The organism is Pseudohalioglobus lutimaris (genome assembly GCF_002866825.1).
GTDB lineage: Bacteria > Pseudomonadota > Gammaproteobacteria > Pseudomonadales > Halieaceae > Halioglobus > Halioglobus lutimaris.
This window is the reverse complement of sequence record NZ_PKUS01000030.1, coordinates 57,772-83,251: the sequence shown is the minus strand read 5'-3', so window position 1 is coordinate 83,251 and position 25,480 is coordinate 57,772. Positions and strand designations below refer to the sequence as shown.

The 25,480-nt window shown below is 58.5% G+C and carries 17 protein-coding genes; 8 read left to right on the top strand and 9 right to left on the bottom strand.

Features of this window, described 5'->3' with window-relative positions:
- Positions 1 to 940: LssY C-terminal domain-containing protein (locus C0039_RS17565; RefSeq protein ID WP_101518805.1), on the top strand; the 940-nt coding region annotated here is incomplete at its 5' end.
- Between the two features lie 16 nt (positions 941 to 956).
- Here C0039_RS17565 and C0039_RS17560 read toward each other — a convergent pair.
- The 4 genes from C0039_RS17560 to C0039_RS17545 form a co-directional block, all read right to left on the bottom strand.
- The gene (locus C0039_RS17560) at positions 957 to 1,652 is read right to left on the bottom strand and encodes a transglutaminase-like domain-containing protein (RefSeq protein WP_076001095.1); all 696 of its coding nucleotides are present in this window, start codon (positions 1,650 to 1,652) and stop codon (positions 957 to 959) included.
- Between the two features lie 2 nt (positions 1,653 to 1,654).
- Complete coding sequence (locus C0039_RS17555; protein WP_084179809.1) at positions 1,655 to 2,224, bottom strand: Tll0287-like domain-containing protein; 570 nt, start codon at positions 2,222 to 2,224, stop codon at positions 1,655 to 1,657.
- A gap of 64 nt (positions 2,225 to 2,288) precedes the next feature.
- Entirely contained in the window at positions 2,289 to 2,660 is a 372-nt protein-coding gene (locus C0039_RS17550) for a YkvA family protein (protein ID WP_076001096.1), read from the bottom strand.
- Between the two features lie 5 nt (positions 2,661 to 2,665).
- Positions 2,666 to 3,538, bottom strand: coding sequence for a helix-turn-helix transcriptional regulator (locus C0039_RS17545; protein WP_076001097.1), 873 nt, complete (start codon positions 3,536 to 3,538; stop codon positions 2,666 to 2,668).
- A gap of 113 nt (positions 3,539 to 3,651) precedes the next feature.
- Here C0039_RS17545 and C0039_RS17540 point away from each other — a divergent pair, with 113 nt between their 5' ends.
- Both C0039_RS17540 and C0039_RS17535 read left to right on the top strand, forming a co-directional pair.
- Positions 3,652 to 5,049 (top strand): M20/M25/M40 family metallo-hydrolase, encoded by a 1,398-nt coding sequence (locus tag C0039_RS17540; protein ID WP_243391650.1) that lies wholly within the window; start codon positions 3,652 to 3,654, stop codon positions 5,047 to 5,049.
- A gap of 83 nt (positions 5,050 to 5,132) precedes the next feature.
- Positions 5,133 to 6,500, top strand: a complete 1,368-nt coding sequence (locus C0039_RS17535; RefSeq protein WP_243391649.1) for an MATE family efflux transporter — start codon at positions 5,133 to 5,135, stop codon at positions 6,498 to 6,500.
- A 6-nt stretch (positions 6,501 to 6,506) separates the two neighbouring features.
- Here C0039_RS17535 and C0039_RS17530 read toward each other — a convergent pair whose 3' ends face one another.
- On the bottom strand, positions 6,507 to 7,388 hold the full coding sequence (locus C0039_RS17530) for a lysophospholipid acyltransferase family protein (protein WP_076001098.1): 882 nt from the start codon (positions 7,386 to 7,388) through the stop codon (positions 6,507 to 6,509).
- 115 nt (positions 7,389 to 7,503) lie between these two features.
- Here C0039_RS17530 and C0039_RS17525 point away from each other — a divergent pair, with 115 nt between their 5' ends.
- From C0039_RS17525 to hrpB, 5 genes are all read left to right on the top strand, one after another.
- Complete coding sequence (locus C0039_RS17525; RefSeq protein WP_101518804.1) at positions 7,504 to 8,481, top strand: transglutaminase-like domain-containing protein; 978 nt, start codon at positions 7,504 to 7,506, stop codon at positions 8,479 to 8,481.
- Positions 8,482 to 8,589: 108 nt separating this feature from the next.
- Entirely contained in the window at positions 8,590 to 8,901 is a 312-nt protein-coding gene (locus C0039_RS17520) for a DUF1330 domain-containing protein (protein ID WP_076001100.1), read from the top strand.
- Positions 8,902 to 8,979: 78 nt separating this feature from the next.
- On the top strand, positions 8,980 to 12,621 hold the full coding sequence (gene nifJ / locus C0039_RS17515; protein WP_101518803.1) for a pyruvate:ferredoxin (flavodoxin) oxidoreductase: 3,642 nt from the start codon (positions 8,980 to 8,982) through the stop codon (positions 12,619 to 12,621).
- A 1-nt stretch (position 12,622) separates the two neighbouring features.
- A complete protein-coding gene (locus C0039_RS17510; RefSeq protein ID WP_101518802.1) occupies positions 12,623 to 13,636 on the top strand; it encodes a dihydroorotate dehydrogenase-like protein in 1,014 nt (337 codons plus the stop codon).
- Positions 13,637 to 13,849: 213 nt separating this feature from the next.
- Positions 13,850 to 16,435, top strand: a complete 2,586-nt coding sequence (gene hrpB, locus C0039_RS17505; RefSeq protein ID WP_101518801.1) for an ATP-dependent helicase HrpB — start codon at positions 13,850 to 13,852, stop codon at positions 16,433 to 16,435.
- Positions 16,436 to 16,453: 18 nt separating this feature from the next.
- Here hrpB and C0039_RS17500 read toward each other — a convergent pair whose 3' ends face one another.
- From C0039_RS17500 to C0039_RS17485, 4 genes are all read right to left on the bottom strand, one after another.
- A complete protein-coding gene (locus C0039_RS17500; protein ID WP_076001104.1) occupies positions 16,454 to 19,645 on the bottom strand; it encodes an efflux RND transporter permease subunit in 3,192 nt (1,063 codons plus the stop codon).
- A 9-nt stretch (positions 19,646 to 19,654) separates the two neighbouring features.
- Positions 19,655 to 20,797 carry an efflux RND transporter periplasmic adaptor subunit gene (locus C0039_RS17495; RefSeq protein ID WP_076001105.1) on the bottom strand — a complete coding sequence of 381 codons (1,143 nt, stop codon included), beginning with the start codon at positions 20,795 to 20,797 and terminating at the stop codon, positions 19,655 to 19,657.
- Positions 20,798 to 20,922: 125 nt separating this feature from the next.
- On the bottom strand, positions 20,923 to 23,043 hold the full coding sequence (locus C0039_RS17490; RefSeq protein ID WP_076001106.1) for a YgiQ family radical SAM protein: 2,121 nt from the start codon (positions 23,041 to 23,043) through the stop codon (positions 20,923 to 20,925).
- Positions 23,044 to 23,126: 83 nt separating this feature from the next.
- Positions 23,127 to 25,457, bottom strand: coding sequence for a TonB-dependent receptor (locus tag C0039_RS17485; RefSeq protein WP_076001107.1), 2,331 nt, complete (start codon positions 25,455 to 25,457; stop codon positions 23,127 to 23,129).
- Positions 25,458 to 25,480: the final 23 nt, after the last annotated feature.

The following is a 25,480-nucleotide window of genomic DNA, read 5'->3' as shown; positions in this document are numbered from 1 at the left end:
TCGCAGTCGCAACAATCCACTGGAGGCTGTAGCCCAGCAATATGAACAGACGGGTCACAAGACCCTGGCGGTGCCACCGCACAGTATACAGTCGGGCTATGTTTTCAGTCGCGTGGACGAGGGTACCAAGTCCTTTAATGTTGACGTGGTAGGTCAGGGTGAAGTCCATCTGATGAGCTTCTTTGTGCCCGTGCCAGGGTTGAAGATAGATCACTATGAACTGGATGCGCAGCGCCTTTATTCACCGGGTGAACTGCGTGAAGTCAGCACGGCGCAACTGGTGGCTGAACTCGAGTCCATGCCCTGCTGCGTGCGCGACGCCGCGGGTCGTGACAAGGGTGACCCGCTGAACCTGGTTATTATTGGCGAGCCAGAGGAGCTGTACTATGCCTTTATGCGGGCAGGCTGGGATGAAACCGAAACTATTTACGGCGCGTCGCTGTGGAAAACGGCAGTCTCCGCGCTGAGTGGCGGGCGGTATCGCTACTCCCCGGTGAGTGCACTGTACGTATTCGGCAGACCGCAGGATGCTGCCTTCCAACGTGCGCGCAGCAGTATCCACGAGCGCAATCACCTGCGTCTCTGGATGACGCCGCTGTTGCACCAGGGCAAGCCGGTGTGGCTGGGCCAGATCAGTCGTGATATTGGGGTGCGCTTTACCCGCAAAACGATCACTACCCACAAGATTGACCCTGACGTCGATGAAACCCGTGAGTTTCTGTTGGAGGATCTCGGGTTCAATCAGGCACTGAAGGCCTTTGGCTACATAGGCGGAGTCGGCGCTGCAGCCTACGAACAACCCCGCGGGAACCTGACCGGTGACCCTTATTTCACCGACGGGAGCCGTCTGGTGATGTGGTTGAGTGGTCAGCCGGTCGGGCTGGATGAACTGGAGTTGATAGACCTGACGTCCTACCAGACCGGGGTCGTGGGCCCCTGAAGCCAGTCACCATCGTTTACGAGGCTGGCAGAGGCTGCTTTTGTACCTCGCTGTCGACGTCATCGTTCCACTGCTGAGGCTGCATGTCGGCGGCGCCCAGTGCCTGCATCATTTTCGGGTAGTGGAGGCGAAATACGCCCATCATTTCGTCGTAGGGCAGGTCAAGGTGTTCTCCGCGATCATTAACGTATTCCATGTGCCGGTTACCAGCGCGATCAAATGAGTGGTAAAGGCTGTCCTGGGTCCCGTCAAATTCCAGCGGGAGCAAACCAAAGCGATCACACAGCTCTATGTTGAATGCGGGCGTTGCCTTGACCCATTGACCATTCAGGAAGACAGACGTGTAACCATGAAAATAAAACAGGTCGGTTTCCATCATCTCGCGCATGCGCTCGGTCGAGAGGTGATTGCGCACATCGGCAAAGCCTACCCTTGCCGGTATACCCGCTGCCCGACACATGGCGGCCAGAAGCAACGCCTTGGGTACGCACCAGGACTCGCCGGTGCGGAGTGTGGTAGAAGCCAGGTAATCATCGGGTTTGCCACCAACAGAGTAGGGGTTGTAGCGAATCTCATCCCGGGCCCAATAATACAGCGCCACGGCGTTCGCCTGGTCGCTGGCAGTGGAGTCCACCAGGGAGCGGACAAGTTCAACAATGTCCGGGTGATCGCTGTCGATGAACCGGCTGGGTCGCAGATACTTCTGATTCATAATTAAAACTCTCTGGACAGGCTGATGGCACCACGAACCTGGCCCAGGCTGTAGCCAGTGGCCATGTCATCCGGGTAGTACTGCTCAAGGGAGGTGCGCACTTCTTCACTGAGTTCTTCGCCGTGACACAGCAGGCAGACGCCTTCTACCCCCTGGGCTTGCATGTAGCGAAATTGCCCATTGCGTATATCGCTGGTATTGATTGCAGGCGGTGGCTCCCCGGCGGCGGCGCGCTGGTCGAACTCCTCCAGTACTGCCCGTTCCCAGTCATCCGCTTTTGCGCGGGTGGCGTTGCGCTCCTTCAGGCTTACCCGGCTAACGGACCACCCTGATTCGGCGGCGAGAGCGTCCGCAATTTTCGGCGCCTGACTGGCACAGACTTCGATGGCCAGGGTAGGTCCACCGTCGCTGAGTGCCTGCTTCAGTTCTGGCTTCAGCCTGCCGGCGAAAGCGTTAACTAATCCCTGGGCCTCAGCGATTAATACTTCCTGGTCTGGCGTTGCGGCAAAATTACTATTGGCGGCAACAGCGCAGGTAATCAGTGAAAGCACGGTATAGATCTTGCGCATCATGAACCTTCCTTGCGGGAAACAGGTAGAGCTTAAGAGTTATCTCTCCGGTGTCCCTTGATATGGATCAGCCATCCGCTGGCTGCTCATCTTCTTCGCTGCCGAACCATGCCTCCATTCGCGCTGCGGTTTTCTGGCGGACATCATCATTGATGTAGCTTGCTACGGCGGCGAGCGCCAGCACCAGTACGCCCAGGTCATCTGCATAGCCCACGGCAGGTGTCAGATCGGTTATGGCGTCCAGGGGCACGATAAAATACCCCAGTGCGCCGGCAATAGTGGCCTTCGCCCAGGCGGGCGCCTGCTCTTCCTGCATGGCATAGAACAGCAGCAGTGCTTTCTCAACCACTTCACGGCCCGCAGCACTCGCGTACTTTTTCAGTTTATTCCAGAAGCCCTGTTCACTGAAGGCATCCTCGTACTGGTTATGTCTGCTCATGGTGTTTACCCGAATAGCCAGTGCTCGATTTCCTCGCGGTTGGCCACCACGATTTGCTGCGCCGTGGGGTCGTCGAGTTCTTCCCTGGGGTTGATGTGTAATAGCTTCAGTGCGTAAGGCACCAGTTTACCTCTTGTGCTGACCGTCAGCACGCCATCGTGCATTCCGTAGTCGCTTTCCACGACCTCGCGCTGTGCCGGCTGCAGTCGTGGGTCTGCAGTGATGCGCAAGGTTACCTGTGTGTTCCACTCGGAGTCGCCAGAGCCGCCATGCGTGGACTCGTCCATGATCTCAGGGATATCGCGGAAGCGACTGAGCACAAAGTCACGGTATTCCTGGTTTTTTTCACACCAGGCGCGAACGTGCCAGCGCAGCCCGGTATACACCAGGGTATGCGGGACGATGATACGTCCCTCACGGTCAGGATGATTGAGGGAGACGTAGTCGCAGTCCAGACGCTTCTGCTGGCGCGCGGCCTGCATGATGGGCCGCAGTACCTCCGGCTTCACGTCGCGCAACGGTTGGCTGAGCACCTCCACGTTGCCAACGTTGAGAGAGAGCGATTCGAACATGTTCATCAGTTCGTTGTTGCGTGCCATCAGGTGCAAGTACTCGTCAGCCAATCCGCGAGTGACCTGCGGATGAAATGCCCCGGTAGGTTTGTATCCCTTGAGGTACTTGTCGTACTCAAGATTGCCGACACCGACTTCCCTGAGGTAGGTGTTGATGTCTTTACTGGCCTGTTGGCGACCGATACCAAAGGTATCGCACAGGTGACGGGTGGTAAGCCGGCCCTCCCATAAGGCGATGGTCTCGATATAACGATAGCGTAGCAACAGGTCCCAGCGAAAAGGCCATTTGGCGGGTGCGTCAGTCATCTTTCCAATCCGGGCAAAGTTTCATGCCAGTATAGGCAAACCTGTACTGGATGTGTACATGTCGTCATAAAAGCGCAGCGGTTACCATGTTGTTTTGATCCGGAGATTTCCCCATGTTTGTTAACAGGTTGATGGTGACCCTGTTGCTGGTTGCCGCCTCTATGTCGACCGCGATAGCCCAGACCATCTCACCACAGATGCAGGAAAAGGCCGCACAACTGGCTGGCGAAGCCCTTGCTGATGACCTCGCCTATCGGCTGGTGGAATCCCTGACAACCGAGGTAGGCCCGCGGCTTGCGGGTACCGAGGCGGAGAAGCGTGCGCGGCAATGGGCGGTGCGGAAGTTGTCGGCGCTGGGTTTTGCCAATGTGCGGGTTGAACCCTTTGAGTTGCCGGTCTGGGTACGCGGCCTGGAAGAAGCGGCGATCACCGCGCCTTTCCCCCAGCCCCTGGTGATTGCAGCGCTGGGGGGCAGTACGTCCACCGGCCCCGACGGCGTTGAAGGCGAAGTCGCGGCGTTTACCAGTCTTGCGGATCTCGCCGCTGCACCGGTATCGGCGGTGCAGGGCAAAATCGTTTTCATCGACGAGGTTATGACTCGTACCCAGGACGGCTCTGGTTACAGCGTCGCTGCCGTCAAGCGACGGAATGCGGCTTATACGGCGCAGCAGAAAGGCGCGCTTGCCGTGTTGATCCGCTCTGTGGGTACCAGTAGTCACCGCTTCGCTCACACCGGCCAGATGCGCCGGCTTACTGATTCAGCCGCTGACACGGGAGTGCCGGCGGCGGCATTGTCGGCGCCAGACGCGGACCAGCTACAGCGCATCCTGCGCGCACATGACGGCGTGCGCCTGCGCATATTGCTTACGCCTGAGCAGCGCCCGGCCGGCACTTCCGGCAACGTGGTCGCAGAAATTCCCGGCACCGAGGCAGCTGGAGAAATTGTGCTCATTGGCGCCCACCTCGATTCCTGGGACCAGGGCACAGGCGCTATCGATGACGGTGCCGGGGTAGGGATTGTGATAGCGGCGGCCCGCCACTTGCTCGTAGCCGGGCCCGGGGGTCTGCGGCGCACGGTGCGTATTGTCCTGTTCGGTGCGGAGGAAGTCGGCCTGGTAGGCGCGAAAGCCTACGCCCAGCGGCATGCTCAGACTTTGTCGCAACACATTATTGCCTCGGAGTCAGATTTTGGTGCGGGGCGTATCTGGCGTTTTGATACCGGTGTGGACGAGGCGCGCGTCGCTGCAGCGCAGGAACTGGGTGTCTGGATTCGCCAGATGGGGGCGGGCCCGGGAGACAATAACGCCACGGGTGGTCCGGACATGAAGTACTTGCGCGAGGCGGGCGTGCCCGTGGTGGGCCTGAGGCAGAATGGTTGGGACTACTTCGACCTGCATCACACACCCAACGATACCCTGGATAAAATCGATCCACAGGACCTGGCCCACAACGTGGCGGCCTGGGTCTCATTCGTATACCTGGCAGCCAATGGCGGTGAATACTACCGTTAATCCGGCCCGGGGGATGTTAAGGGTGCGTCAGGCGGTATAATCGCGCCCCTTTTTTTCACCAACGCCATAGAGGCATGTACCGCGTGCGCACGCTTTCCCTGACAACCCTGCGGGAACTGATCCGACTCTCCCTGCCAATGGTGGTTTCCCAGGGTGCATTTGCGGTGATGGTTTTCACCGACCGCTGGTTTCTTGCCCAGATCGATGCGGTGCACGTCGCTTCGGCGATGGGCGGCGGCGTGGCGGCTTTTTTCTCCATGTCCTTATTTATCGGGCTGATCAGTTACGCTAATGCGCTGGTCGCGCAGTATCATGGTGCGGGGCAGATGCAGCGTTGCCCCCGGGTAGTCACCCAGGGCGTTATCATCGCGGTATGTGCTCTGCCGCTGCTGGCGCTGATAGGCATCGGTATGGGGCAGGCGTTTCCTCACCTGGGCCATGATCCGCTGCAGGTGCCGCTGGAGCGAGCCTATTACTATACGCTGATGGCCGGCAGCTTCTTCCAACTGATCAAGATCTGCCTGGCTTCATATTTTGTCGGGATTGGCCGTACCCAGGTGGTTATGGCTGTGAATATAGCCGGTATCTGCCTGAATATACCGCTCACCTGGACGCTGATCTTTGGCCGTATGGGAATGCCGGAACTGGGTATCGTCGGTGCTGCGCTGGGCACCATTGTTGCGCAGTTTCTGGTTATTGGCCTGTACCTGACGATCTACTTTCACCGTCAGCATCGCCTGCGCTTTGCGGTGATGGATTCCTTCGTCCTGGACAAGGGGGTCATGCGGCGCTACCTGCGCCTTGGCACACCCTCTGCCCTGGAAAGCTTCATGAATACGGCAACCTTCAATATTTTCCTGCTGATGTTCCAGGGTTATGGGGTGGTGCAGGGGGCGTCCATGGCCATCGTGTTTAACTGGGACATGTTGTCTTTTGTACCGATGATGGGGCTGAGTATCGGTGTAATGACGCTCATCGGGCGTTTCGTGGGCGCCGAAGACATGGAGCGCGCCAATCAGGTGATTTCCTCGGGTTTTATCCTCGCCTTGTCCTACTCCGGTCTATTGGCGCTTCTTTTCCTGATATTTCGCGTTGAACTGGTGGAAGTCTTTGCCACCGATGACGCCTATTTCGATGAGATTCGTACGCTCGCGCCGATGATGATGATCGGCCTGTGCACCTACATGATGGCCGATGCGGTGATCCTTATAGCGAGCGGAGTGCTGCGCGGTGCGGGTGACACCCGCTGGATCATGTTTACCTCCACTTCCTTGCACTGGCTGATGCTGGTGGCACAGTACTTCGTTATCGTGCGTTGGAAGATGGATCCGCTGGTGTCCTGGTGGGTGTTCGTGGCCATGCTCCTGACAATCTCCACGGCCTACGCTGTCAGACTATACCGCGGTCGCTGGCGGCATCCGGAACGGCTGGCCAGGGTGATGCAGGAGTAGCCGTTGTCAGATCGTGAGCAGGCGTCGCAGTAGTCCGTCCCGGCCCCGGTTTTGCGCGCGGGTAAACAGCAACTCCGCCAACTGGGTTTCTATCTGCTCTGCAACCTGGCTGCGAATGCTCTGCTGCTGGCGCTTGGTGGGGGTCTTGCCTTTCATGGCTGCCAGGTCTATCGGTTCGCCGAAACCGATGTAACAGCGCTGTGGTTTTGGAAAAAGAGTGCCCAGCGCACCAACCGGGATCGGCGGCAGCATATCCTTGCGCGTATCTTCGGTGAGCAGCCCCAGTCGTTTCAGTAGCTGGCCTATGGGGGACTCCGGCAGGTCCTCGCCTTCCATGAGATGCCCGTAGAACTCATCGGGACCAACCATGCCAAAGGGCATGATGGTATAGCCGTTTTTTGCAGCGAGCTTGACGAAGCCATAGCGCTCCTTCCACTGCAGTTCATACATATCGCGGGCGGACTTTACCGCTTCGTGAGCCCCGCCGGGGAACACCAGCAGGTCGCGTCCGTCCGCCATCAGGGCAGAGCATACATCGGGATGACCCATTACTCCGCCACTGCGCAGAACCAGGTCGCCTACACGCGGATTGGTGAACAGGAATTTATCCCCCATGGCCCGGGGGAAGCGGCCCAGCTCGCGCAAGAACATGGGCCCGAGTACCCAGCCGTCCAGGGCAAACAGGGAATGGTTGCCGACAAAGAGGCAGGGCTTGTCGGGCAGGTTCTCCTCGCCGAGGATAACCGGGTTGAACAGCGTTTTAATGATGCGGTAAAAAAACTCCAGCTGCAGCCCACCTGGCTCCGGTGTATCAAGCGCCATCTGGATATGCTGCGCAAGTGCTTCTTTTTCGCCGAGAGGCTGGTTGTCTTTGTCGAAGAGGGACATGTTTGTCTCTGGGGCTACAGTGTAAAGCACGCATTATAGCTGCTTGTCGCTGCGGGGCTACGCGCCGTTTGATAATTACTTTAGAATCGTCGCTTTTTATCCAGGGAGTCCAAACGTGCTTCACATCGGTTTGATTATTCTGTCTCTGCTCATGGCAACCCCCACGGCCGCGGTGGAGCCGGCTGAACACCGTTTTGAGTTCACCTACAGCGTGCTGGCAGGCGAGTTTCCCAATCATGGCGCGGTTGACCTGTATGTGCCATTGCCGGTGGAAGATGCGCATCAGCAAATTCTCGATACCCGAATCGAATCTTCCATACCGGGAGAGATTGGCGTGGAGCCGGTTTACGGGAATCGCTACTACCGTGTGCATCGTCCGGCCAATGTGAACGGCCCCATCAGCGTGGATCTCACCTGGACGGTGACGCGTTCCAGGGTGTTGGCTCAGGAGGGGGTGCTTGACGAAACAGATCGGGAACGCTATCTGCAGTCCAACAATCTGGTCCCTGTCGGTCATGAGATGCTGGACCCCATTCGCGCCGAAGTGCATGCGCTGCGCGCTGATGAGTCGCCGCAGGCCACCGCGAGAGCTATCTATGACTGGGTGGTGGATAACGTGGAGTACAAAAAAGTGGGTACCGGTTGGGGCAACGGGGATACGTTCTGGGCCTGCAGTGAGCGCTATGGCAACTGTACGGATTTTCATGCCTTGTTCATCGCGCTGGCGCGATCTGAAGGCATTCCCGCCAGATTCGAGATGGGCTTTCCCGTGCCCACTGATCGTCTCCAAGGAGCCGTGTCGGGATATCACTGTTGGGTTCAAATGTATGTGCCCGGCACCGGTTGGCTACCCGTGGATGCATCCGAAGCCGCGAAACACCCGCAGGACAGGGAGCGCTACTACGGCAGCCAGCCCGCCGACAGGGTGCATTTAAGTACGGGCAGGGACCTGGTGCTGAGCCCCGCCAGCGAGTCACAGCCGCTTAACTATTTGGTATACCCTTACGTAGAGGTCGCTGGAGTGCCCTGGAAAGTGGATCTGGAAACTCGCTTTTCCTATCGTTTGCTGAACACCGATTCACCCGCCATCTAAAGCCTGAGATTCTTCAAATGGGGAAAAATTGACACAGGACAACTAAATTTCCGCTAGCAGGCGTAACGTGACCTACTGGGAGAACCTATCAGTCGCCTGGGATTGGGAATGACGGCCTACGCCATTATCGATGTCGACATATTCGATATAGCGGACTACCTGCAGTATCAGAAGGCGCTGCGTCCGCTACTCGAAGCGGTGGGGGCGCACTACCTTGTGCGCGGTGGCCAGATTGAGGTGCTGGAAGGGCCCGTTACCCCGCAGTGTTTATTGCTCATCGCTTTCCCCTCCATGGATACGCTCACCGATTTCTATGCCAGTGACGCCTATCGGGCACTGGAAAAACAGCGCAAAAACTGCAGTCGCGCCGTAATGATCGCTGTGCGCGGCATCGAGGACACTCCGCTCCTGCAAGACTGATACGGATCAATTAACCAATCCTCAAAGCCGTCTATTCTGTAGCACTGTTATTGGTCGCCACGGGATCAGGGGTTCATTATGTCGCAAGCCAGGACAGTCACCATCGACGGTAATCAGGCCGCCGCAAGCATTGCCCACTTAACCAATGAAGTGATTGCCATATACCCGATCACGCCTTCTTCCAATATGGGCGAATTCGCCGATGAATGGTCTGCCAACGGGCAGACCAATCTCTGGGGCAGCATACCGCGAGTTGTCGAAATGCAGAGTGAGGGTGGGGCGGCCGGGGCGATCCATGGTGCCTTGCAGGCAGGTGCCCTGGCCACCACCTTCACCGCCTCCCAGGGCCTGCTGCTGATGATCCCGAATATGTACAAGATTGCCGGGGAACTGACACCCACGGTGTTTCATATCGCCGCTCGGTCTATTGCCTGTCAGGGCCTGTCTATTTTTGGCGACCACTCCGATGTTATGTCTACCCGCCAGACCGGCTTCGCCATGCTCTCATCCAACTGCCCGCAGGAGGTGATGGACATGGCGCTTATCGCCCAGTCGGCAACCCTGCAAAGCCGCGTGCCATTTCTACATTTCTTCGACGGCTTCCGCACCTCCCACGAAGTAGCCAAACTAGAGCAGGTGCCTGCAGAAATCGTGCGCAGTATGGTGGACGACGAGGCTGTGCACGCGCACCGTGGCCGGGCCATGTCGCCGGCTCACCCGGTATTGCGCGGCAGTTCGCAGAACCCGGACGTGTATTTCCAGGCCCGGGAAACGGTCAATCCCTATTACTCGGCATTACCGGGAATAGTGCAGGCTGCGATGGACCGGTTTGCTGAGCTTACCGGGCGCCAATACCGCCTTTTCCAGTACGAGGGCGCGGAGGATGCTGAACGCGTCATTATTCTAATGGGCTCCGGTGCGGAGGCTGTCCACGAAACTGTTGATTGCCTGGTGGAGAAGGGCGAAAAGCTGGGCGTGCTGAAAGTCAGGCTTTACCGGCCTTTTGATGCGGCGGCACTGTTGCAGGCGCTGCCTGCAACCACGCGTCGCATCGCTGTGCTGGACCGCACCAAGGAGCCCGGAGCCGATGGCGAGCCGTTGTATAAGGATGTAGTGACTGCCATCGCCCAGGACGTACTGAGCGGGGAGGGGCGCTTTGCGCAGATGCCGGTTGTGGTTGGCGGTCGATACGGCCTGTCGTCCAAGGAGTTTACCCCGGGGATGATCAAGGCGGTATTCGACCAGATAGGCGAGCCGAAGCCACGCAATCAATTCACCATAGGCATTCACGATGACCTCAGTCACACCAGCCTTGACTGGGACGCGTCGTTCCGCACCCGTGCCAACGATGAAACCTTTCAGGCTGTTTTTTATGGTCTCGGTAGCGACGGTACCGTTAGCGCCAACAAGAACAGTATCAAGATCATCGGCGAGAGCACTGACCTGTTCGCCCAGGGCTACTTCGTCTATGACTCGAAAAAGTCAGGCGCGGTTACCATTTCCCACCTACGCTTCGGTCCGGATCGTATTCGTTCCAGTTACCTGATCGGCGAGGGAGATGCGCGCTTTGTTGCCTGTCACCAGCCTAACTTCCTCGACAAGTACGACGTTCTCTCCTACGCAAGTCCCGGAGCGGTTTTCCTGCTCAATTCACCGCTTGCAGCGGATATGGTCTGGGGCGGCCTGCCTGCAACAATGCAGCAGCAGATTATCGACAAAGGAATCAAAGTCTACAGCATAGACGCCTATGACGTGGCCAACCGCAGTGGTATGGGGAAACGCATAAACACCATCATGCAGACCTGTTTCTTTGCTATCTCCGGCATACTGCCCCGGGATGATGCCATCGCATCGATCAAGCAGGCTGTGGAGAAAACTTACGGGCGTAAAGGCCGCAGGATTATCGAGCTTAACTTCAAGGCTATCGACGAAACGTTAGCGTGCCTGCACGAGATTCCGCTGGGGGCAGTGGGTGCCGCAGTCGAGGAGGAGGCCTCTCTGCTCGATGATGCGCCGGCGTTTGTGCGCCGGGTCACTGCAGAAATTATTGCCGGGCGCGGTGATATGATCCCGGTCAGTCACATGCCTGAAGACGGCAGCTTTCCGTTGGGAACGGCCGCTTATGAGAAACGCAACCTTGCCCTGGAGATTCCCGTCTGGGAGACGGACATCTGCACCCAGTGCGGCAAGTGTCCTTTTGTCTGTCCACACAGTGCGATCCGCTCCAAGGTTTTCCATGAATCTGCGCTGGAGAATGCGCCTGCCAGCTTCAAGTCTGCACCGGTTAAGGCAAAGGGTTTCCCCGAGGGATATCACATCAGTTACCAGGTGGCGCCAGAGGACTGCACCGGCTGTACGCTGTGTGTGGATATCTGCCCGATCCGTGACAAGTCCAATGTCAGCCGCAAGGCACTGAATATGGCGCCGCAACCGGCATTGCGTGCGTCGGAGCGGGACAACTGGCAGTTTTTTGAGACCCTGCCCGAGTATGATCGCGGGGCGATAAAGAACAACACGATTGCCGGCTCGATGATTATGCAGCCGCTGTTTGAGTTCTCCGGCGCGTGCGTAGGTTGTGGCGAGACGCCCTACGTGAAGCTGGCGACCCAGCTGTTTGGTGACCGCATGCTCGTGGCTAATGCCACAGGGTGTTCCTCCATCTACGGTGGCAACCTCCCGACCACGCCCTACACCACGTCGCCCGACGGCCGTGGCCCCGCATGGAATAACTCGCTGTTTGAAGACAACGCCGAGTTTGGCCTGGGTATGCGGCTGGCCGTGGACAAACAACGGGACATGGCGCGCGAATCACTGCAGGCCCTGCACGGGCAGTTGGATGAGGAATTGGTGCGGGCCATTCTCGAAGCCGATGAGTCCAGCGAGGCCGGTATCTACGAGCAGCGGCAACGCGTTGCCCAGCTTGACGTCGCGCTGCGGGGTATCGACTCGCCACTGGCCCGACAGCTGCTGACCCTGAGCGAGAACCTGTGTCGCAAGAGTGTGTGGATAGTTGGCGGCGATGGCTGGGCCTACGATATTGGCTATGGAGGCCTCGACCATGTGCTGGCATCCGGGGAAGACGTGAACCTGCTGGTGCTGGATACCGAGGTGTACTCCAATACGGGTGGCCAGACATCCAAGGCGACGCCGCGCGGTGCAGTCGCCAAGTTCTCTTCCGCCGGCAAGACCACGCCCAAGAAAGACCTGGCCCTGCTGGCGATGGAATACGAAAACGTTTATGTGGCAAAGATTGCTTACGGTGGCAAGGATACCCAGACGCTGAATGCGTTTCTTGAAGCTGAGGCACACCCGGGGCCGAGCCTGATCCTGGCGCTGTCGCCCTGTATCGCCCACGGGGTGGATATGTCGCGCAACCATCAGCAGCAGGATATGGCCGTGAAGAGCGGGCACTGGCCGCTGTTCCGCTTTAACCCGGCGAACATTGCACAGGGCAAGCCACCGATGAAGATCGATTCGCGGGCGCCCAGCATTCCCTACCGCGATTACGTGCAGACCGAGACCCGCTTCAGCATGCTCTGGCACACTCATCCCGAGGTGGCCGAGACGCTGGTGGAAGAAGAGCAGCAGTTCGTCAACAATCGCTATCACTACTATAAACAGCTTTCGGAGCTGGACTGGACTGACGGTGAAGAGCTGGCCCAGGCCAAGGCGGGCAAGCAGAAACCGGGAGTGGCCCCGGTAACAGAGGGAGGGCAATAAGATGGCAGATCTGAGCACGAATTACCTGGGGCTGAAGCTGAAAAACCCGCTGGTACCTTCCTCTTCTCCACTGAGTAAGCACCTCGACTCTGCCCGACGGCTGGAGGACGCCGGTGCCTCCGCACTGGTCATGCACTCCCTGTTCGAGGAAAAAATAGAGGAAGAGGATGCGCGCCTGGCCCGTTTCTTTCACCACCAATCGCTGGGCCACGGTGAAGCGGAGAGCTTTCATCCCGTGCCCGATAATTACACCAGCTATGAGGAACAATACCTTGAGCACCTGCAGGCACTGAAGAGTGCGCTGGAGGTCCCGGTGATCGCCAGTCTCAATGGCACCACCACCGGGGGTTGGGTTAGCTACGCCCAGGCGCTGCAGCAGGCCGGGGCAGATGCACTGGAACTAAATGTCTACTATATTCCTGCCGGACCTGACGAGGATTGCTGTCAGGTAGAAAATCGTTACGTCGATGTGCTGCAGGCGGTCCGTGCCGAGGTGAGCATCCCCATCACCATGAAGCTCTCTGCTCAGTTCTCCTCGCCAGTTAACTTTGTAAAACGGCTGGAGCAGGCAGGGGCGGATGGACTGGTGGTATTCAATCGTTTCTATCAGCCCGACATAGAGCTGGATACGCTGGAGGTCGTACCCAAACTGGAGCTGTCCACGTCGGAGGAGTCACTGATGCGAATCCGTTGGCTGGCTATACTCTTCGGGCGCACTGACTGCTCACTCGGCATTACCGGTGGCGTGCACGACTTGCACGATGTACTAAAGTCGCTGCTTGCCGGCGCCGATGTCACGCATATGTGCAGCGCCTTGCTGCGCAGTGGCCCGGGTCACCTGGCGATGGTGCTCAAGTCCCTGGAAGAGTGGCTTGATGAACGTGAATACACCTCGATAGAGCAGATGAAGGGAAGTGTCAGTCAGCGTAATGCCACGGATTCAGCCGCATTTCTACGCGCCAATTACGTCAATGTGCTGGACAGCTACCAACCCCCCGCCGGCGTGCGCTGGTAAAGATACAGGGGCGCCATCGGTAGGCTGGTGCTGCGCCGGGCGATGCGCCCGGTACCGCGCAGCAGCCTGCCCGTGGCCGGTACCGGTGTATTGGTGACGCATAATTGCTGCGCGCAAGGATAGCGGTCATTTCTTGAGCAGCCACGGCGCTGCGGGACGCAGGTAGCACTAGTTTTCATGGCCTGCACACGCGCCCTAAGTTAATATCTGCCGATGTACGAAAAAACGTTCCAGGACCTGCCGGTCAGCGACATTCTCACAGAATTACAGGACAGCCTGCAGATCGCTGACGAGGCCGTGCTGCAGGCGCCTCCGGGAGCCGGTAAGACCACCGCCGTGCCGCTGGCGTTGCTGGACCAGGATTGGTTACAGGGTCGCAAGATCGTGATGTTGGAACCCAGGCGAATGGCTGCCCGGGCTGCTGCGGGGCGTATGGCGCAGTTATTGGGCGAAGAGGTCGGCCAGACGGTGGGCTACAGTATCCGCCTGGATACCCGTACCAGCGACGCAACCCGTATCGAAGTGATTACCGAGGGTATCCTCACCCGGCGCCTGCAGTCCGATCCAGGCCTGGAAGGGGTTGGTCTGGTTATTTTCGATGAGTTTCACGAACGCAGCCTGGATTCTGACCTCTGCCTCGCCCTCTGCCTGCAAGGTCGCGAACTGTTCAGGGAAGGGCCGGCGCTGAAACTACTGGTGATGTCGGCGACCCTGGATGGCGACGCGGTCTCCGGGTTGCTGGCCAATGCGCCGTTAATCACATCAGCAGGCAGGCAGTATCCCGTTACAACGCATTACGGAAGAACGCATCGCCTGCAAGATCCGTTGGCGCCCGCAGTTGTCTCGGCGGTGCGCAAGGCTCTGCGCGAACAGGAGGGCAGTGTACTGGTCTTCCTGCCCGGTCAACGCGAGATCAATAACGTGGGGCGCGAATTGGCCCGCGCCCTTGATGATGATCACCATGAAGGCGTGCTGCTGGCGCCACTGTATGGTGGTCTGAGTATGGCAAAGCAGTCGCGGGCCATCGCGCCCGCTCCGGCGGGACAACGCAAAGTTGTACTCTCTACCAATGTAGCAGAGACCAGTTTGACCATTGAGGGCATCTCGGCGGTGGTCGATTCAGGTCTGGTACGAGAGGCGTTCTTTGACCCCGCTACCGGTATGACCCGGTTGACAACCCGGCGTGTCTCGCGCGCTTCCGCTGAGCAGCGCCAGGGTAGGGCGGGCCGGCTGGGCCCAGGCCACTGCTATCGACTCTGGTCGCAGGAGCAGCACGGGCGCCTCAGTGCCCAGGCTGCCCCGGAGATATTGCATGCAGATCTCGCCCCCATGGTCCTGCAACTGCTCGCCTGGGGCGTCAGTGATCCTGCAGAGTTGGCCTGGCTTGACCCGCCACCCGCGGCAACCTGGAACCAGGCCCTGGACATCCTCGGGCAGATCGGCGCCATGTACAGTAATGAGCATGGCAGGCCGCAATTGACACCGCACGGGGTTCGTTTGGCACAGATGCCGCTGCATCCCCGCCTCGCGCACATGCTGCTGGTTGCCTGCGACATTCATGCCACGGAAACGGCGTGCCTGCTGGCTGCTGTACTCGCGGAACGTCATCCGCTGGCCGGCACTGGTATCGACCTGGGCCAGATCATTGCTGTGCTGATGGGCGAGCAGCCGTGTCCGGCGAGCGCAGAGGGCTGGTTTCGTCGCACCTGGCAACTGGCGCGGCGTTATGCGCGCATTGCCTCCGAGGTACACAAGCCAAAGCGTTTCGCCATGGGCCTGGACAGCGATGACGTGATGGGAGTGTTACTGGCAAGTGCCTACCCGGATCGCATAGCCCGTCGGCGCGCCGCTAGCAGTGAAGACTATCAACTGGCAAACGGGCGCTCCGCGCGTGTGCCGTCAGGGGACGAACTCGCTCGTGAGGAGTGGCTGGCAACGGCAGAAATTGGCGGGCAGGCAGGCAGTTCTGCGGATCGAATCTATAGCGCCGCCGCCCTTAACCCGTCCTGCTTCAGCGAGGCGCTGGCGCCTCTGGTGAACGAAGAGGATAGGGTGGAGTGGGATGTGCGACTGGAACGTTTTACCGCACAGCGTCGTCGACTCGTGGGTATGATCGAGATTGGCAGCGAGCCGCTGACTGAGATTTCTGAAGAAGCCCGTGGCATCGCTTTGCTGGGCGTTGTCCGCCGCAAGGGCCTGGATATGCTGCCCTGGACGGACTCTCTCCGCCAGTGGCGCAGTAGGGTGCAATTGCTGCATCGGATCAACCTGGGTGAAATAGACAACCCCTGGCCGGACCTGGGCGACGACCACCTGCTGGATTCGCTGGAAGACTGGCTGCTACCCTACCTGGGCGATGTAAATCGGCTGGATGACTTTCGCAAACTGGACCTCAAGAAAATTTTGCATGCGAAGTTGGCCTGGCCGCTGCCACTGGAACTTGAGCGTTTGGCCCCGGAACGACTCAGCGTACCCTCGGGTTCCAACATCGTCGTTGATTATGCCCAGGACCCACCGGTGCTGGCAGTCAAACTCCAGGAAATGTTTGGTTGTGAGCAGACGCCCACGGTGGCTGGTGGTCAAGTGCCGTTGCAGGTGCACCTGCTGTCACCGGCGCAGCGTCCCCTGCAGGTCACCCAGGACCTGGCCGGCTTCTGGCGCAGCAGCTACCAGGAGGTCAAGAAGGAGATGAAAGGGCGCTATCCAAAGCATCCCTGGCCGGATGATCCGCTGGTCGCGACGGCAACGGCTCACACCCGCCGCCGGGCGGGTCGCCAGGCCGCGCGAGATGACGCGTGACATGCTGCTGAGCAGGTATTAGTTGGTCTCTATACCCCCAATGTAGGTTGTGGTCTCGTCGCCGGGGGCAGGACGCCGCCCCGCCAGGTGTAAAAGATCCTCGAGAATCAGGTACAGGCAGGGCACCAGGAATAGTGTGATGGCGGTACCCATCAATACACCAAAGCCCAGGGATACGGACATCGGCACGAACATGGTCAGCGAAATGGTGTTGTCCATCATCATTGGTGCCAGACCGATAAAAGTGGTGACACTGGTCAGGATTATCGGGCGAAAGCGCACGCTGCCAGCATGACTGACCACATAAAGCAGGTCCTGCCCGGATTGCCGCTGCTTGTTGATGTAATCAACCAACACCAGGCTGGAGTTCACCACCACCCCTGATAAAGCCACAATGCCCAGCAGCGAAAAGAATACCAGGTCTATGCCCATTATCAGGTGGCCCACTATTGCCCCAACGGCACCGAAGGGAATCACACTCATGATCACCAGTGGTTGCAGATAGGATTGCAGCGGAATGGCCAGCAGCGCATAGATGACCAGCAGTGCAAGCAGCGCAGTAGCGACTAATCCGCCCATGGATTCACTGCGTGATTCTGCCTCGCCCGCCAGGCTGTAGGTGACGCCGGGGTGACGATCGAGGATGTCGGCCAGTTCACGCTTGGCCAGGGAGTCGAGCACGCTTTCCGGAGTGGTTACCGATCGGTCGACGTCGGCAATGACCCGCACGACCCGTTGGCCATCCACGCGGTTTATGGTGGTGTATCCACGATCAAGGTTGACCCTAGCAACGCTGCTGAACGGCACTTCGACACCTTCGCTGGTACGTATGCGCATGGCCTCCAGGTCGCCCAATGAGCGACGTTGTTCCTCGGGATAGCGCACCATTACCCTTATGTCGTCCTTGCCACGCTGGATGCGCTGCGCTTCATACCCATAGAAGGCATGGCGTACCTGTGTGCCAAGGTCGTGCAGTGTCAGGCCCAGGCTACGTGCCTCAGGCAACAGCTGAAGCTGCACTTCCTGCTTGCCAGCGCGGAACGTGTCGGTGATGTCCACCACGCCATTGTATGTTTCCAGTGCTGCGCGCAACTCCGCTGCCACTGAACGCAGTTCGTCGAAATCCTTGCCGTAAAGTTCAATATCGATGGCATCACCTGCCGCGAATGCGGAGGCATCAAAGCGCTGTTCAATAGCGTCGGGAATGCTGCCGGTGAGTTCTCGCCAGCGATTTGCGTAATGGCTGGTAGAGTAGCCGCTGTAGTCAGCCGGCAGGTTCAATTCGATGCCGACTTCGGCAATATTACTTTGGCCGCCCGCAGACAGGTTCAGCGAACCCTTGGGAATAAGGCCGCCCAATACCGCGAAAATGTGGTTGATCTTGCTGGCTTCACCGGGTTGCAGCTCTGCATCCAGCTCTGCACGCAGCGTCTCTGCGGCGTCTTCCAACTGTCTTACCGCCGATTCGGTGCGCTCTATGGGGGTGCCTTCCGGCAGGGTCACCACGGCATAGAGTCGCGTTCCCTCAACATCGGGGAAAAACTGGAATACCATGCGCCCGCTGGCGAACAGCGACAGGGTGAGGGCAAGAACAATAATACCGATCACTGCGGTAAGGTAGCGCCATGCGAGTGCTCTCTCCACGGCTGGCTGGTAGTAGCGAACGGCCACCACCTGCAGGCTGTTGGACAGCGTATCCTGCAAGTCCAGCCAGCGATTTAACAGGGCATTGTCTCCCTTGGTTTTCTCTGCCTTGCGGTGTGCCAGATGTACAGGAAGAATCATTTGGGACTCCACCACACTGAAAAACAGCGCGATGATCACGGTAAGCCCGATTGCTACGAAGAAGTCGCCCATCTCACCCGGAATGTTGACGATCGGCAGGAAGGTCGCCATGGTCGTCAGTACGCCAAAAATGACTGGCACCGATACTTCCTTCGCGCCGTCGATCGCTGCGGTGTTGCGGTCCTTGCCCATCTGCTCGTGAGTGTAAACGCGCTCGCCGATGACGATGGCATCGTCAACCAGAATACCCAGAACAAGAATAAAGCCCATTACCGACATGGTGCTGATGGAGATATCAAATAGCGGGAACAGAGCTACTGTCCCCAACATGGCAACAGGGATGCCGGCGGCGACCCAGAGTGCCAGTCGAAAGCGCAGGAACAGGGTCAGGATCAATAGCACCAGCAGCAATCCGCTGCGAGCGTTTTTGGTAAGCGTGTCCAGACGGTCAACCAGGTCCTGGGACTCGTCCTGCCAGATCAACAGGTCGATTCCCTCTGGAACTTCAAGTCGCGCCTGATCGAGGTAGGCCTTTACCTGCTCGGCAATTTTCAGTACGTCCTCTTTGCCAACCCTGGATACCTTGATGCCCACCGCCGGTTGCTGGTCCAGTCGTGAGTAAAGCTCGGCCTCTTCAAAGCCGTCTACCACTGTGGCCAGTTCACCCACGGTGAGGGTCGTGCCATCGTTGCGCGTCAGCACCACGATGTCCTCGAACTGTTGGCGCGAATAGGCCTGGCCTATGGTGCGTAACAGGATCTCGCCTTCCCCGGTGCGCACAGAGCCACCCGGGATATCCAGCGAACTGCGGCCTATTGCATCGCCCACCTGTTGCAGGGTCAGGCCATGGCGACGCAGGGTCCGCTCCGAAACCTCGATAGATATCTCGTACGGGCGCGCATACAGCAGCGTTGCCTGGGATACGCCGGGCAGGGCGGCGATATCATCGCGTAACTTTGTCCCCACCAGCTTCAGGGTGCGCTCATCCGCATTACCGGCAACGGCGATCTGCATGACCGTCGCCAATATAGCGACCTCGGCTGTGACCGGCTTCTCCGTCTCTGCAGGAAAGGCGTCGATAGCGTCGACCTTACTCTTTATGTCGTTGGCGACCTTGTTTTTGTCGACGCCATCCACTAACTCGATGATGACGGAACAAAACCCTTCCGAGGCAGTGGAACGAATAGTGTCTATACCCTCGCTGCCCTGCACGGCTTCTTCAATGCGGACGCAAACTGCCGACTCTACCTCCTCCGGTGCGGCGCCAAGGTAGGGAACTTTCACATGTACCGCATCCACTTCGATGTTGGGGAACTCTTCCTGGTGAGTTCTTGGCAGCGCCAGCAGGCCGCCTACCACCAGGATCATCATCAGCAGATTGGCGGCTACCGGGTTGTATACGAACCATGCAATTATTCTTGGCATGTGCGTGCCTTATTGCAGCAGTGGATTGACGTGCATGCCGTCAACCACCGTTTGTATGGCAGAGATACAAACTCGCTCGCCACCGGTGAGACCACTGCTGATCAGTACATCGTCATGTTCCAGCCGCAGTACTGAAACCCTGCGAAAACGTAGCCTGTTGTCATCATCAATAACCAGGATCTGGTCGTTGTCACGCATTGCGGAGCGCGGCAGGCGAATCACGTTTTCCACGCGCTGCCCCTGTATTTGTGCGTGTACAAACAGCCCCACGGGAAGCGATGTGCCGTCCGCACTCCGGGACAGGTCGACGCGTGCAACACCGTATATCATTCGCGAGCGCTCATCGATCTCTGCCTCCATGCGTACCAGTTCGCCGTTCCATATCTTGCGTGTGTTGCCAAACTGCGCTGAGAGAGTGACTTCTGGTCGGCCACCTGCTGCAAGGGTGCCGCGATGAGAAATGTCCACCCCCAGGTAATCCAGCTGGTCGGCAGCAATGGGCAGGCGTACTTCCACATAATCTGTGGCATAGATGGTTGCCACGCTGGTGCCACGCGCTACAAACTGGCCCAGGTCAACGCTTTCCGAACGCACGAGTCCGTCGAAGGGAGCGATCAGCTCAGTGCGTCTGAGATCTCGCTGTGCCTGCGCCAGCGCAGCATCGCTATCAGCAAGGTTTGCCTCAGCTATACGTGCTTTTCTGCTGGCGTCGTCCAGCTGCGACTGGCTGGCGAGGTTTTTTACTCGCAGCTTTTCCAGGCGCCTGAGCTCATCACGGCTGTATTCCATCTCAACCTGCGCTCTGTCCCTGGTGGCCTGTGCGCGCTGCAATGCGCTCCTGTAGTCGGCGCTGTCAATGCGCAGCAGCACATCGCCAGTAAGAAACGACCCGCCGCCAACCAGCGAGGGGGACATCCACTCAACTCGACCAGATACTTCGGGTATCAGTTCACTCTGGGTCCGCGGTTGCACACTGCCCTGTGAGAAAACCTGTAGATATTCGCTCTGTGCGCTGACAGTGGTTGCCCTTACGGTGCGCAAGCTGCGTTCGCTGGCCAGTACTTCGCGTTCAGGCGCACTGTTGGCAAGTAGATAGGCCAGTATCAGCCCCAGAGCCAGGGCTGAAGTGGTGTATAGAAATTTCTTGTTCATGGTGTCTCCGTGGCTGGAGCGTATGATACTGGAAGCGCCGCGTGGGTTGGGCGTTTGTTAAGGAAGTTTCATCGAAGCCGCGGCGCACGGTCACAGCCGGGTGCAGCGGCCCCGGCTGCGGGGGCTCAGCGCGGCTTGCTACGCCGAGAGCGGTTAGAGGGCGTGCGCGGCAAGCCGTTGTGCTGGGTCGCGAAAGGCCGGCCCTGGGTGACCACCGCGTGGCGTTTGCCGGGCTGACGAGGCGGCACCAGGTGCATTTTGCCATTGCCGATGAGGTCAATCCGGCCCATTTTTTTCAACGCCTTGCGCAGTGCCGGCCAGTTTTCAGGGTCGTGGTAGCGCAGGAACGCCTTGTGCAGGCGGCGTTGGGACAGTCCCCTCACGGTGGGCATGGTGTCACTGTCGCGGGTAATGCGTTTCAGGGGGTTCTTGCCGCTGTAGTACATTGCCGTGGCGGTTGCCATGGGTGAAGGGTAGAAAGTTTGTACCTGGTCAGCCCTGAACTTGTTGCGCTTCAGCCACAGCGCGAGGTTCATCATGTCCCGGTCAGAGGTACCGGGGTGCGCTGCGATGAAGTAGGGGATCAGGTACTGTTCTTTACCCGCGGCTTTAGAATACTTTTCAAACATGGCCTTGAAGCGGTCATAGGTCCCTATGCCAGGCTTCATCATCTTGTCCAGCGGGCCGTCCTCGGTATGCTCTGGCGCAATTTTCAGGTAACCACCCACATGATGGGTAACTAACTCTTCTACGTATTCCGGGGTCTCCACGGCGATATCGTAACGCAGTCCGGAAGCGATAAGGATCTTCTTGATACCGGGGAGTTCGCGCGCTTTGCGGTAAAGCTCCACCAGTGGTTTCTGGTCAGTATTCAGGTTCTTGCAGATACCCGGATACACGCAGCTCAGCTTGCGGCACTTGGCTTCAATTTCCCTGCTTTTGCAGGCCAGGCGCCACATATTGGCCGTGGGGCCACCGAGGTCGGAAATGACACCGGTGAAAGCGGGGGAGGTATCGCGAATCCTCTCGACCTCGCGGAGAATGGAATCCTCCGAGCGGTTCTGGATGATGCGTCCCTCATGTTCGGTGATCGAACAAAAGGTACAGCCGCCAAAGCAGCCGCGCATGATATTTACCGAGTGACGAATCATCTCGTAGGCCGGCAGGCGGGCATCACCGTAGCGGCTATGCGGCAGGCGGGTGAAGGGCAGTTCGAATACCCAGTCCAGTTCATCCGTCTCCAGGGGAATGGGCGGGCTGTTCAACCACACCTCCCGGTCGCCATGGGCCTGTACCAGCGGTCTGGCGTTGTGTGGGTTGGTTTCCTTGTGGAGTATGCGTGAGGCGTGTGCATACAGGGCCGGGTCACTTTTGACTTGTTCATAGGAGGGGATGCGTATGACGGCAGGTCGGGTATCGTCTACGCGGTCCAGGATGCGCACAACATCCTCGCCCTGTTCGACGACCACTTCCTCAGGTGAGCATTCGGCGGGGCTGTTCTGCTGATAGGGGCTGACCAGTTTGTCCACAGGACCAACGCGGTCGATTGAGGTGGAATCGATCTCTCTCCAATCCTCGGGAATGCGTTTGCAGACAAAAGCCGTGCCGCGCAGGTCGCGTATCTGTTGTACGGGTTCTCCCTTCGCCAGTCGGTGTGCGACATCGACGATGGCGCGCTCGGCATTGCCATACAGCAGCAGATCCGCACGACTATCGAGGAGAATCGAGCGGCGAATCTTGTCGCTCCAGTAATCATAGTGGGCGATACGTCGAAGACTGGCTTCAATACTTCCTACAATCAGGGGAACATCACGGTAGGCCTCTCTAACTCTCTGGCTGTACACGATCACGGCCCGGTCAGGGCGTTTGCCTCCCTCGTTATTGGGCGTATAGGCGTCGTCATGGCGGCGTTTGCGGTCCGCCGTATAGCGGTTGATCATGGAGTCCATGTTGCCAGCAGAGACGCCAAAGAACAGGTTGGGCTTGCCCAGTGCCCGGAACGCCTCGGCGCTGGTCCAGTCGGGTTGGGCGATGATGCCCACGCGAAAACCCTGTGCTTCCAGCAGGCGACCAATGACCGCCATACCGAAGCTTGGATGGTCCACATAGGCGTCACCGGTGACAATGATGATGTCACAGCTGTCCCATCCCAGCGCATCCATCTCCGCCCGGGTAGTGGGCAGTTCCGGCGCCGGGCCGAAGCACTCGGCCCAGTATTTGCGATAACTGTGTATTGGGGTTGGCATGGCGTCCGCCGGTCAACTACTCAAAAGGGCGCGCATTATAGCAGTAGCGCCGCGGTTCAGACAGTTGGCGCCAGCGGCGCTGCTTAGAAGTCTTTGCGCAACGAGATTCCCCAGGTCAACGGCTCCTTGTAATAGGCAACAAAGCGTCCGGACTGGGCCACAGCGTCAGCAATGGTGTCGGTGGAGTCCTCGTCGGTCAGGTTGCGTCCCCAAAGCGTCAGTAGCGTGTCGTACTGCTCAAACAGGAGCCCGGCCCTCAGGTTCAGCGTGTGATACGCATCGTCGTATTTCACCGGGTCATTGTTGACGTCTGTCATGCGCTCATCGGTGTAAACATACTCGCCGTAGAGGAAGGCACTGATGTCTGCACTGACTCGAATGTCCTGGTTGAGGGTGAGTACCAGCACATTTTCAGGGTTGGTGGAGATATCGCCGCCGCTGCGGTCGCAACTGCCATCTTGCTGTTGTCCGGGGTCTGCCTGGTTAGTGTGCCAGGGTGTGCCCGTCCAGCAGGGGCCGTTCTCAAAGTCCGCGTACTCCCCATGATTGTAGGCATAGGCAAGGGTCAGCGTGGTGCTGTTCGTGGGCAACCAGAAAAGGTCAATTTCGGCGCCATAGGTCTCCGCCGTTCCGGCATTGCTGAGGAAAAACCCCCCGCCCTGGAACGAGTTGGTTTGCAGGTCGTCAGTATCGGTCCTGTGCAGGGCGACATTCAGGCGCAGTGCCTGCTGGGGAAATTCCGCTTTCATGCCCAACTCGTAGGACGCCGACGACTCGGCTCCAAAGGCCACATCAAACTCCGATGAGATGCGATCGCTGTTGATACCGCCTGACTTGTATCCAGTTCCGTAGGAGGCGTAGAAAAGCAGTGCATCCCGGGCGAACCAGCTCAGCTTGACAGTGCCGGTAACCTGGTCGTCGTCGAAGCTCTCCCTGATGTCTGGCTGCGGGGAAAGGGGCGGAAACAGGTAGAAGCCCCAGTTGGGTAGCAGCGGGTTGAAGGCGTCTGGCGCGTCCTGTGTGTAGGTATTGGCCAGGTCTTTGTCTTCGTAGGTCCAGCGCAGGCCTGCGGTCAGCACCAGTGACTCGGACAGGTTATAGTCCACCTGCCCGAATGCGGCATAGCTGGTGTGCTCCTGTCTATTGACGTCCAGCGCGCCGCTGCCATCGATAAACGCATTGGCCGGTAGCCCCACAATGCCGACCAGGTCGCTGCCGACGATCGTCTGCCGGTTGTTGTCCAGGTCCTGCTGGTAATAGTAAAGCCCGGCAACGTAATTGAAGGTTTCATAACTGTGACTGACACGCAGTTCCTGGGTGAACTGGCTCTGCTGCGCGTCGTTAATGCGAAACGCACCATCGAGGTCAGTGAAGGCGATATCGGCATCGTCGAAAGCGTCATGCTGGCGCCACGCGGTGACGCTGGTTAGCAGGAAATTGCTGGTCTGCCAGTCCAGCTGCATGGACAGTCCGCCGTCTTCGTTACTGGAGCGGGGTGGTCGTGCCACGCTGACTTCGTAATCAAAGAAATCCCGTTGATCGACTACCGTGCCACCCAGATTAACGATATTGGTATCGGTGCCAAACTTCTCCGCTGATCCGGTGGGAAGATTCTGGGCGACAAAGTTATTCTTGTACGAACCGGCAGCACAGCAGACTTCATCAACCTCCGAATAGTCAGCGATAAGGCGAACGGAGAGGTCGTCAGAGGGGGTCCACAACGCCTGTAGCCGTGCGCCCCAGCGATCCCTGTCATTGATGACGTTGTGATCGCCGTTAACAATGTCCACGTAGCCGTCGCGGTCCATGATGAAGCCGGTAGCGCGCATTGCCAGCCGGTCTTCGGCGACGGTGAGTGACTGGCCGCCGGATATACCCCATAAGCCGTAACTGCCTGCGGTACCCTCAATAAAGCCGCTGCCGTCGAAATCAGGCGCGACCGTGGCAAGTGTGACGGCGCCCGCCGGCGTGTTACGTCCGAACAGCGTGCCCTGGGGACCGCGCAGAATTTCCACGCTGGCCACGTCAACCATGTTATTGATCATCGAACCCTGGCGCGCTCTGTATACGCCGTCAACGTATAGGCCGACAGAGGGTTCAAGACCGAAGTTCTGTGAGCTGGTGAAAATGCCGCGTATGGAAAAAGTCGTGGTGGTCGAGGTCTGGCTCTGGGTGACGACAAGGCTGGGTGCGTTGGTCTGCAGGTCGAACATGTCCTTGACCCCGGATTGCTCCAGCATCGCCTGGTTGAAGGCTGAAACGGCGACAGGTACGTCCTGCAGGTTCTGTTCGCGTTTCTGCGCGGTCACTACAACTTCTTCCAGGACCTGCTGTGCCAGGGAGCCGTTAGCTGCCAGTCCGACGCAAAGTCCGGCAACGGTGAGTGGCAGGGGTGATAGCGAATGCAGCTTCATTGCACGTTTCCTTGCAGGAGAGT

Bases quoted from the DNA above. Each gene is read 5' to 3' on its own strand.
- C0039_RS17560 (WP_076001095.1), bottom strand. From the start codon at position 1,652: ATGAATCAGAAGTATCTGCGACCCAGCCGGTTCATCGACAGCGATCAC.
- C0039_RS17555 (WP_084179809.1), bottom strand. From the start codon at position 2,224: ATGATGCGCAAGATCTATACCGTGCTTTCACTGATTACCTGCGCTGTT.
- C0039_RS17550 (WP_076001096.1), bottom strand. From the start codon at position 2,660: ATGAGCAGACATAACCAGTACGAGGATGCCTTCAGTGAACAGGGCTTC.
- C0039_RS17545 (WP_076001097.1), bottom strand. From the start codon at position 3,538: ATGACTGACGCACCCGCCAAATGGCCTTTTCGCTGGGACCTGTTGCTA.
- C0039_RS17540 (WP_243391650.1), top strand. From the start codon at position 3,652: ATGTTTGTTAACAGGTTGATGGTGACCCTGTTGCTGGTTGCCGCCTCT.
- C0039_RS17530 (WP_076001098.1), bottom strand. From the start codon at position 7,388: ATGTCCCTCTTCGACAAAGACAACCAGCCTCTCGGCGAAAAAGAAGCA.
- C0039_RS17520 (WP_076001100.1), top strand. From the start codon at position 8,590: ATGACGGCCTACGCCATTATCGATGTCGACATATTCGATATAGCGGAC.
- nifJ (WP_101518803.1), top strand. From the start codon at position 8,980: ATGTCGCAAGCCAGGACAGTCACCATCGACGGTAATCAGGCCGCCGCA.
- C0039_RS17510 (WP_101518802.1), top strand. From the start codon at position 12,623: ATGGCAGATCTGAGCACGAATTACCTGGGGCTGAAGCTGAAAAACCCG.
- hrpB (WP_101518801.1), top strand. From the start codon at position 13,850: ATGTACGAAAAAACGTTCCAGGACCTGCCGGTCAGCGACATTCTCACA.
- C0039_RS17500 (WP_076001104.1), bottom strand. From the start codon at position 19,645: ATGCCAAGAATAATTGCATGGTTCGTATACAACCCGGTAGCCGCCAAT.
- C0039_RS17495 (WP_076001105.1), bottom strand. From the start codon at position 20,797: ATGAACAAGAAATTTCTATACACCACTTCAGCCCTGGCTCTGGGGCTG.
- C0039_RS17490 (WP_076001106.1), bottom strand. From the start codon at position 23,043: ATGCCAACCCCAATACACAGTTATCGCAAATACTGGGCCGAGTGCTTC.
- C0039_RS17485 (WP_076001107.1), bottom strand. From the start codon at position 25,457: ATGAAGCTGCATTCGCTATCACCCCTGCCACTCACCGTTGCCGGACTT.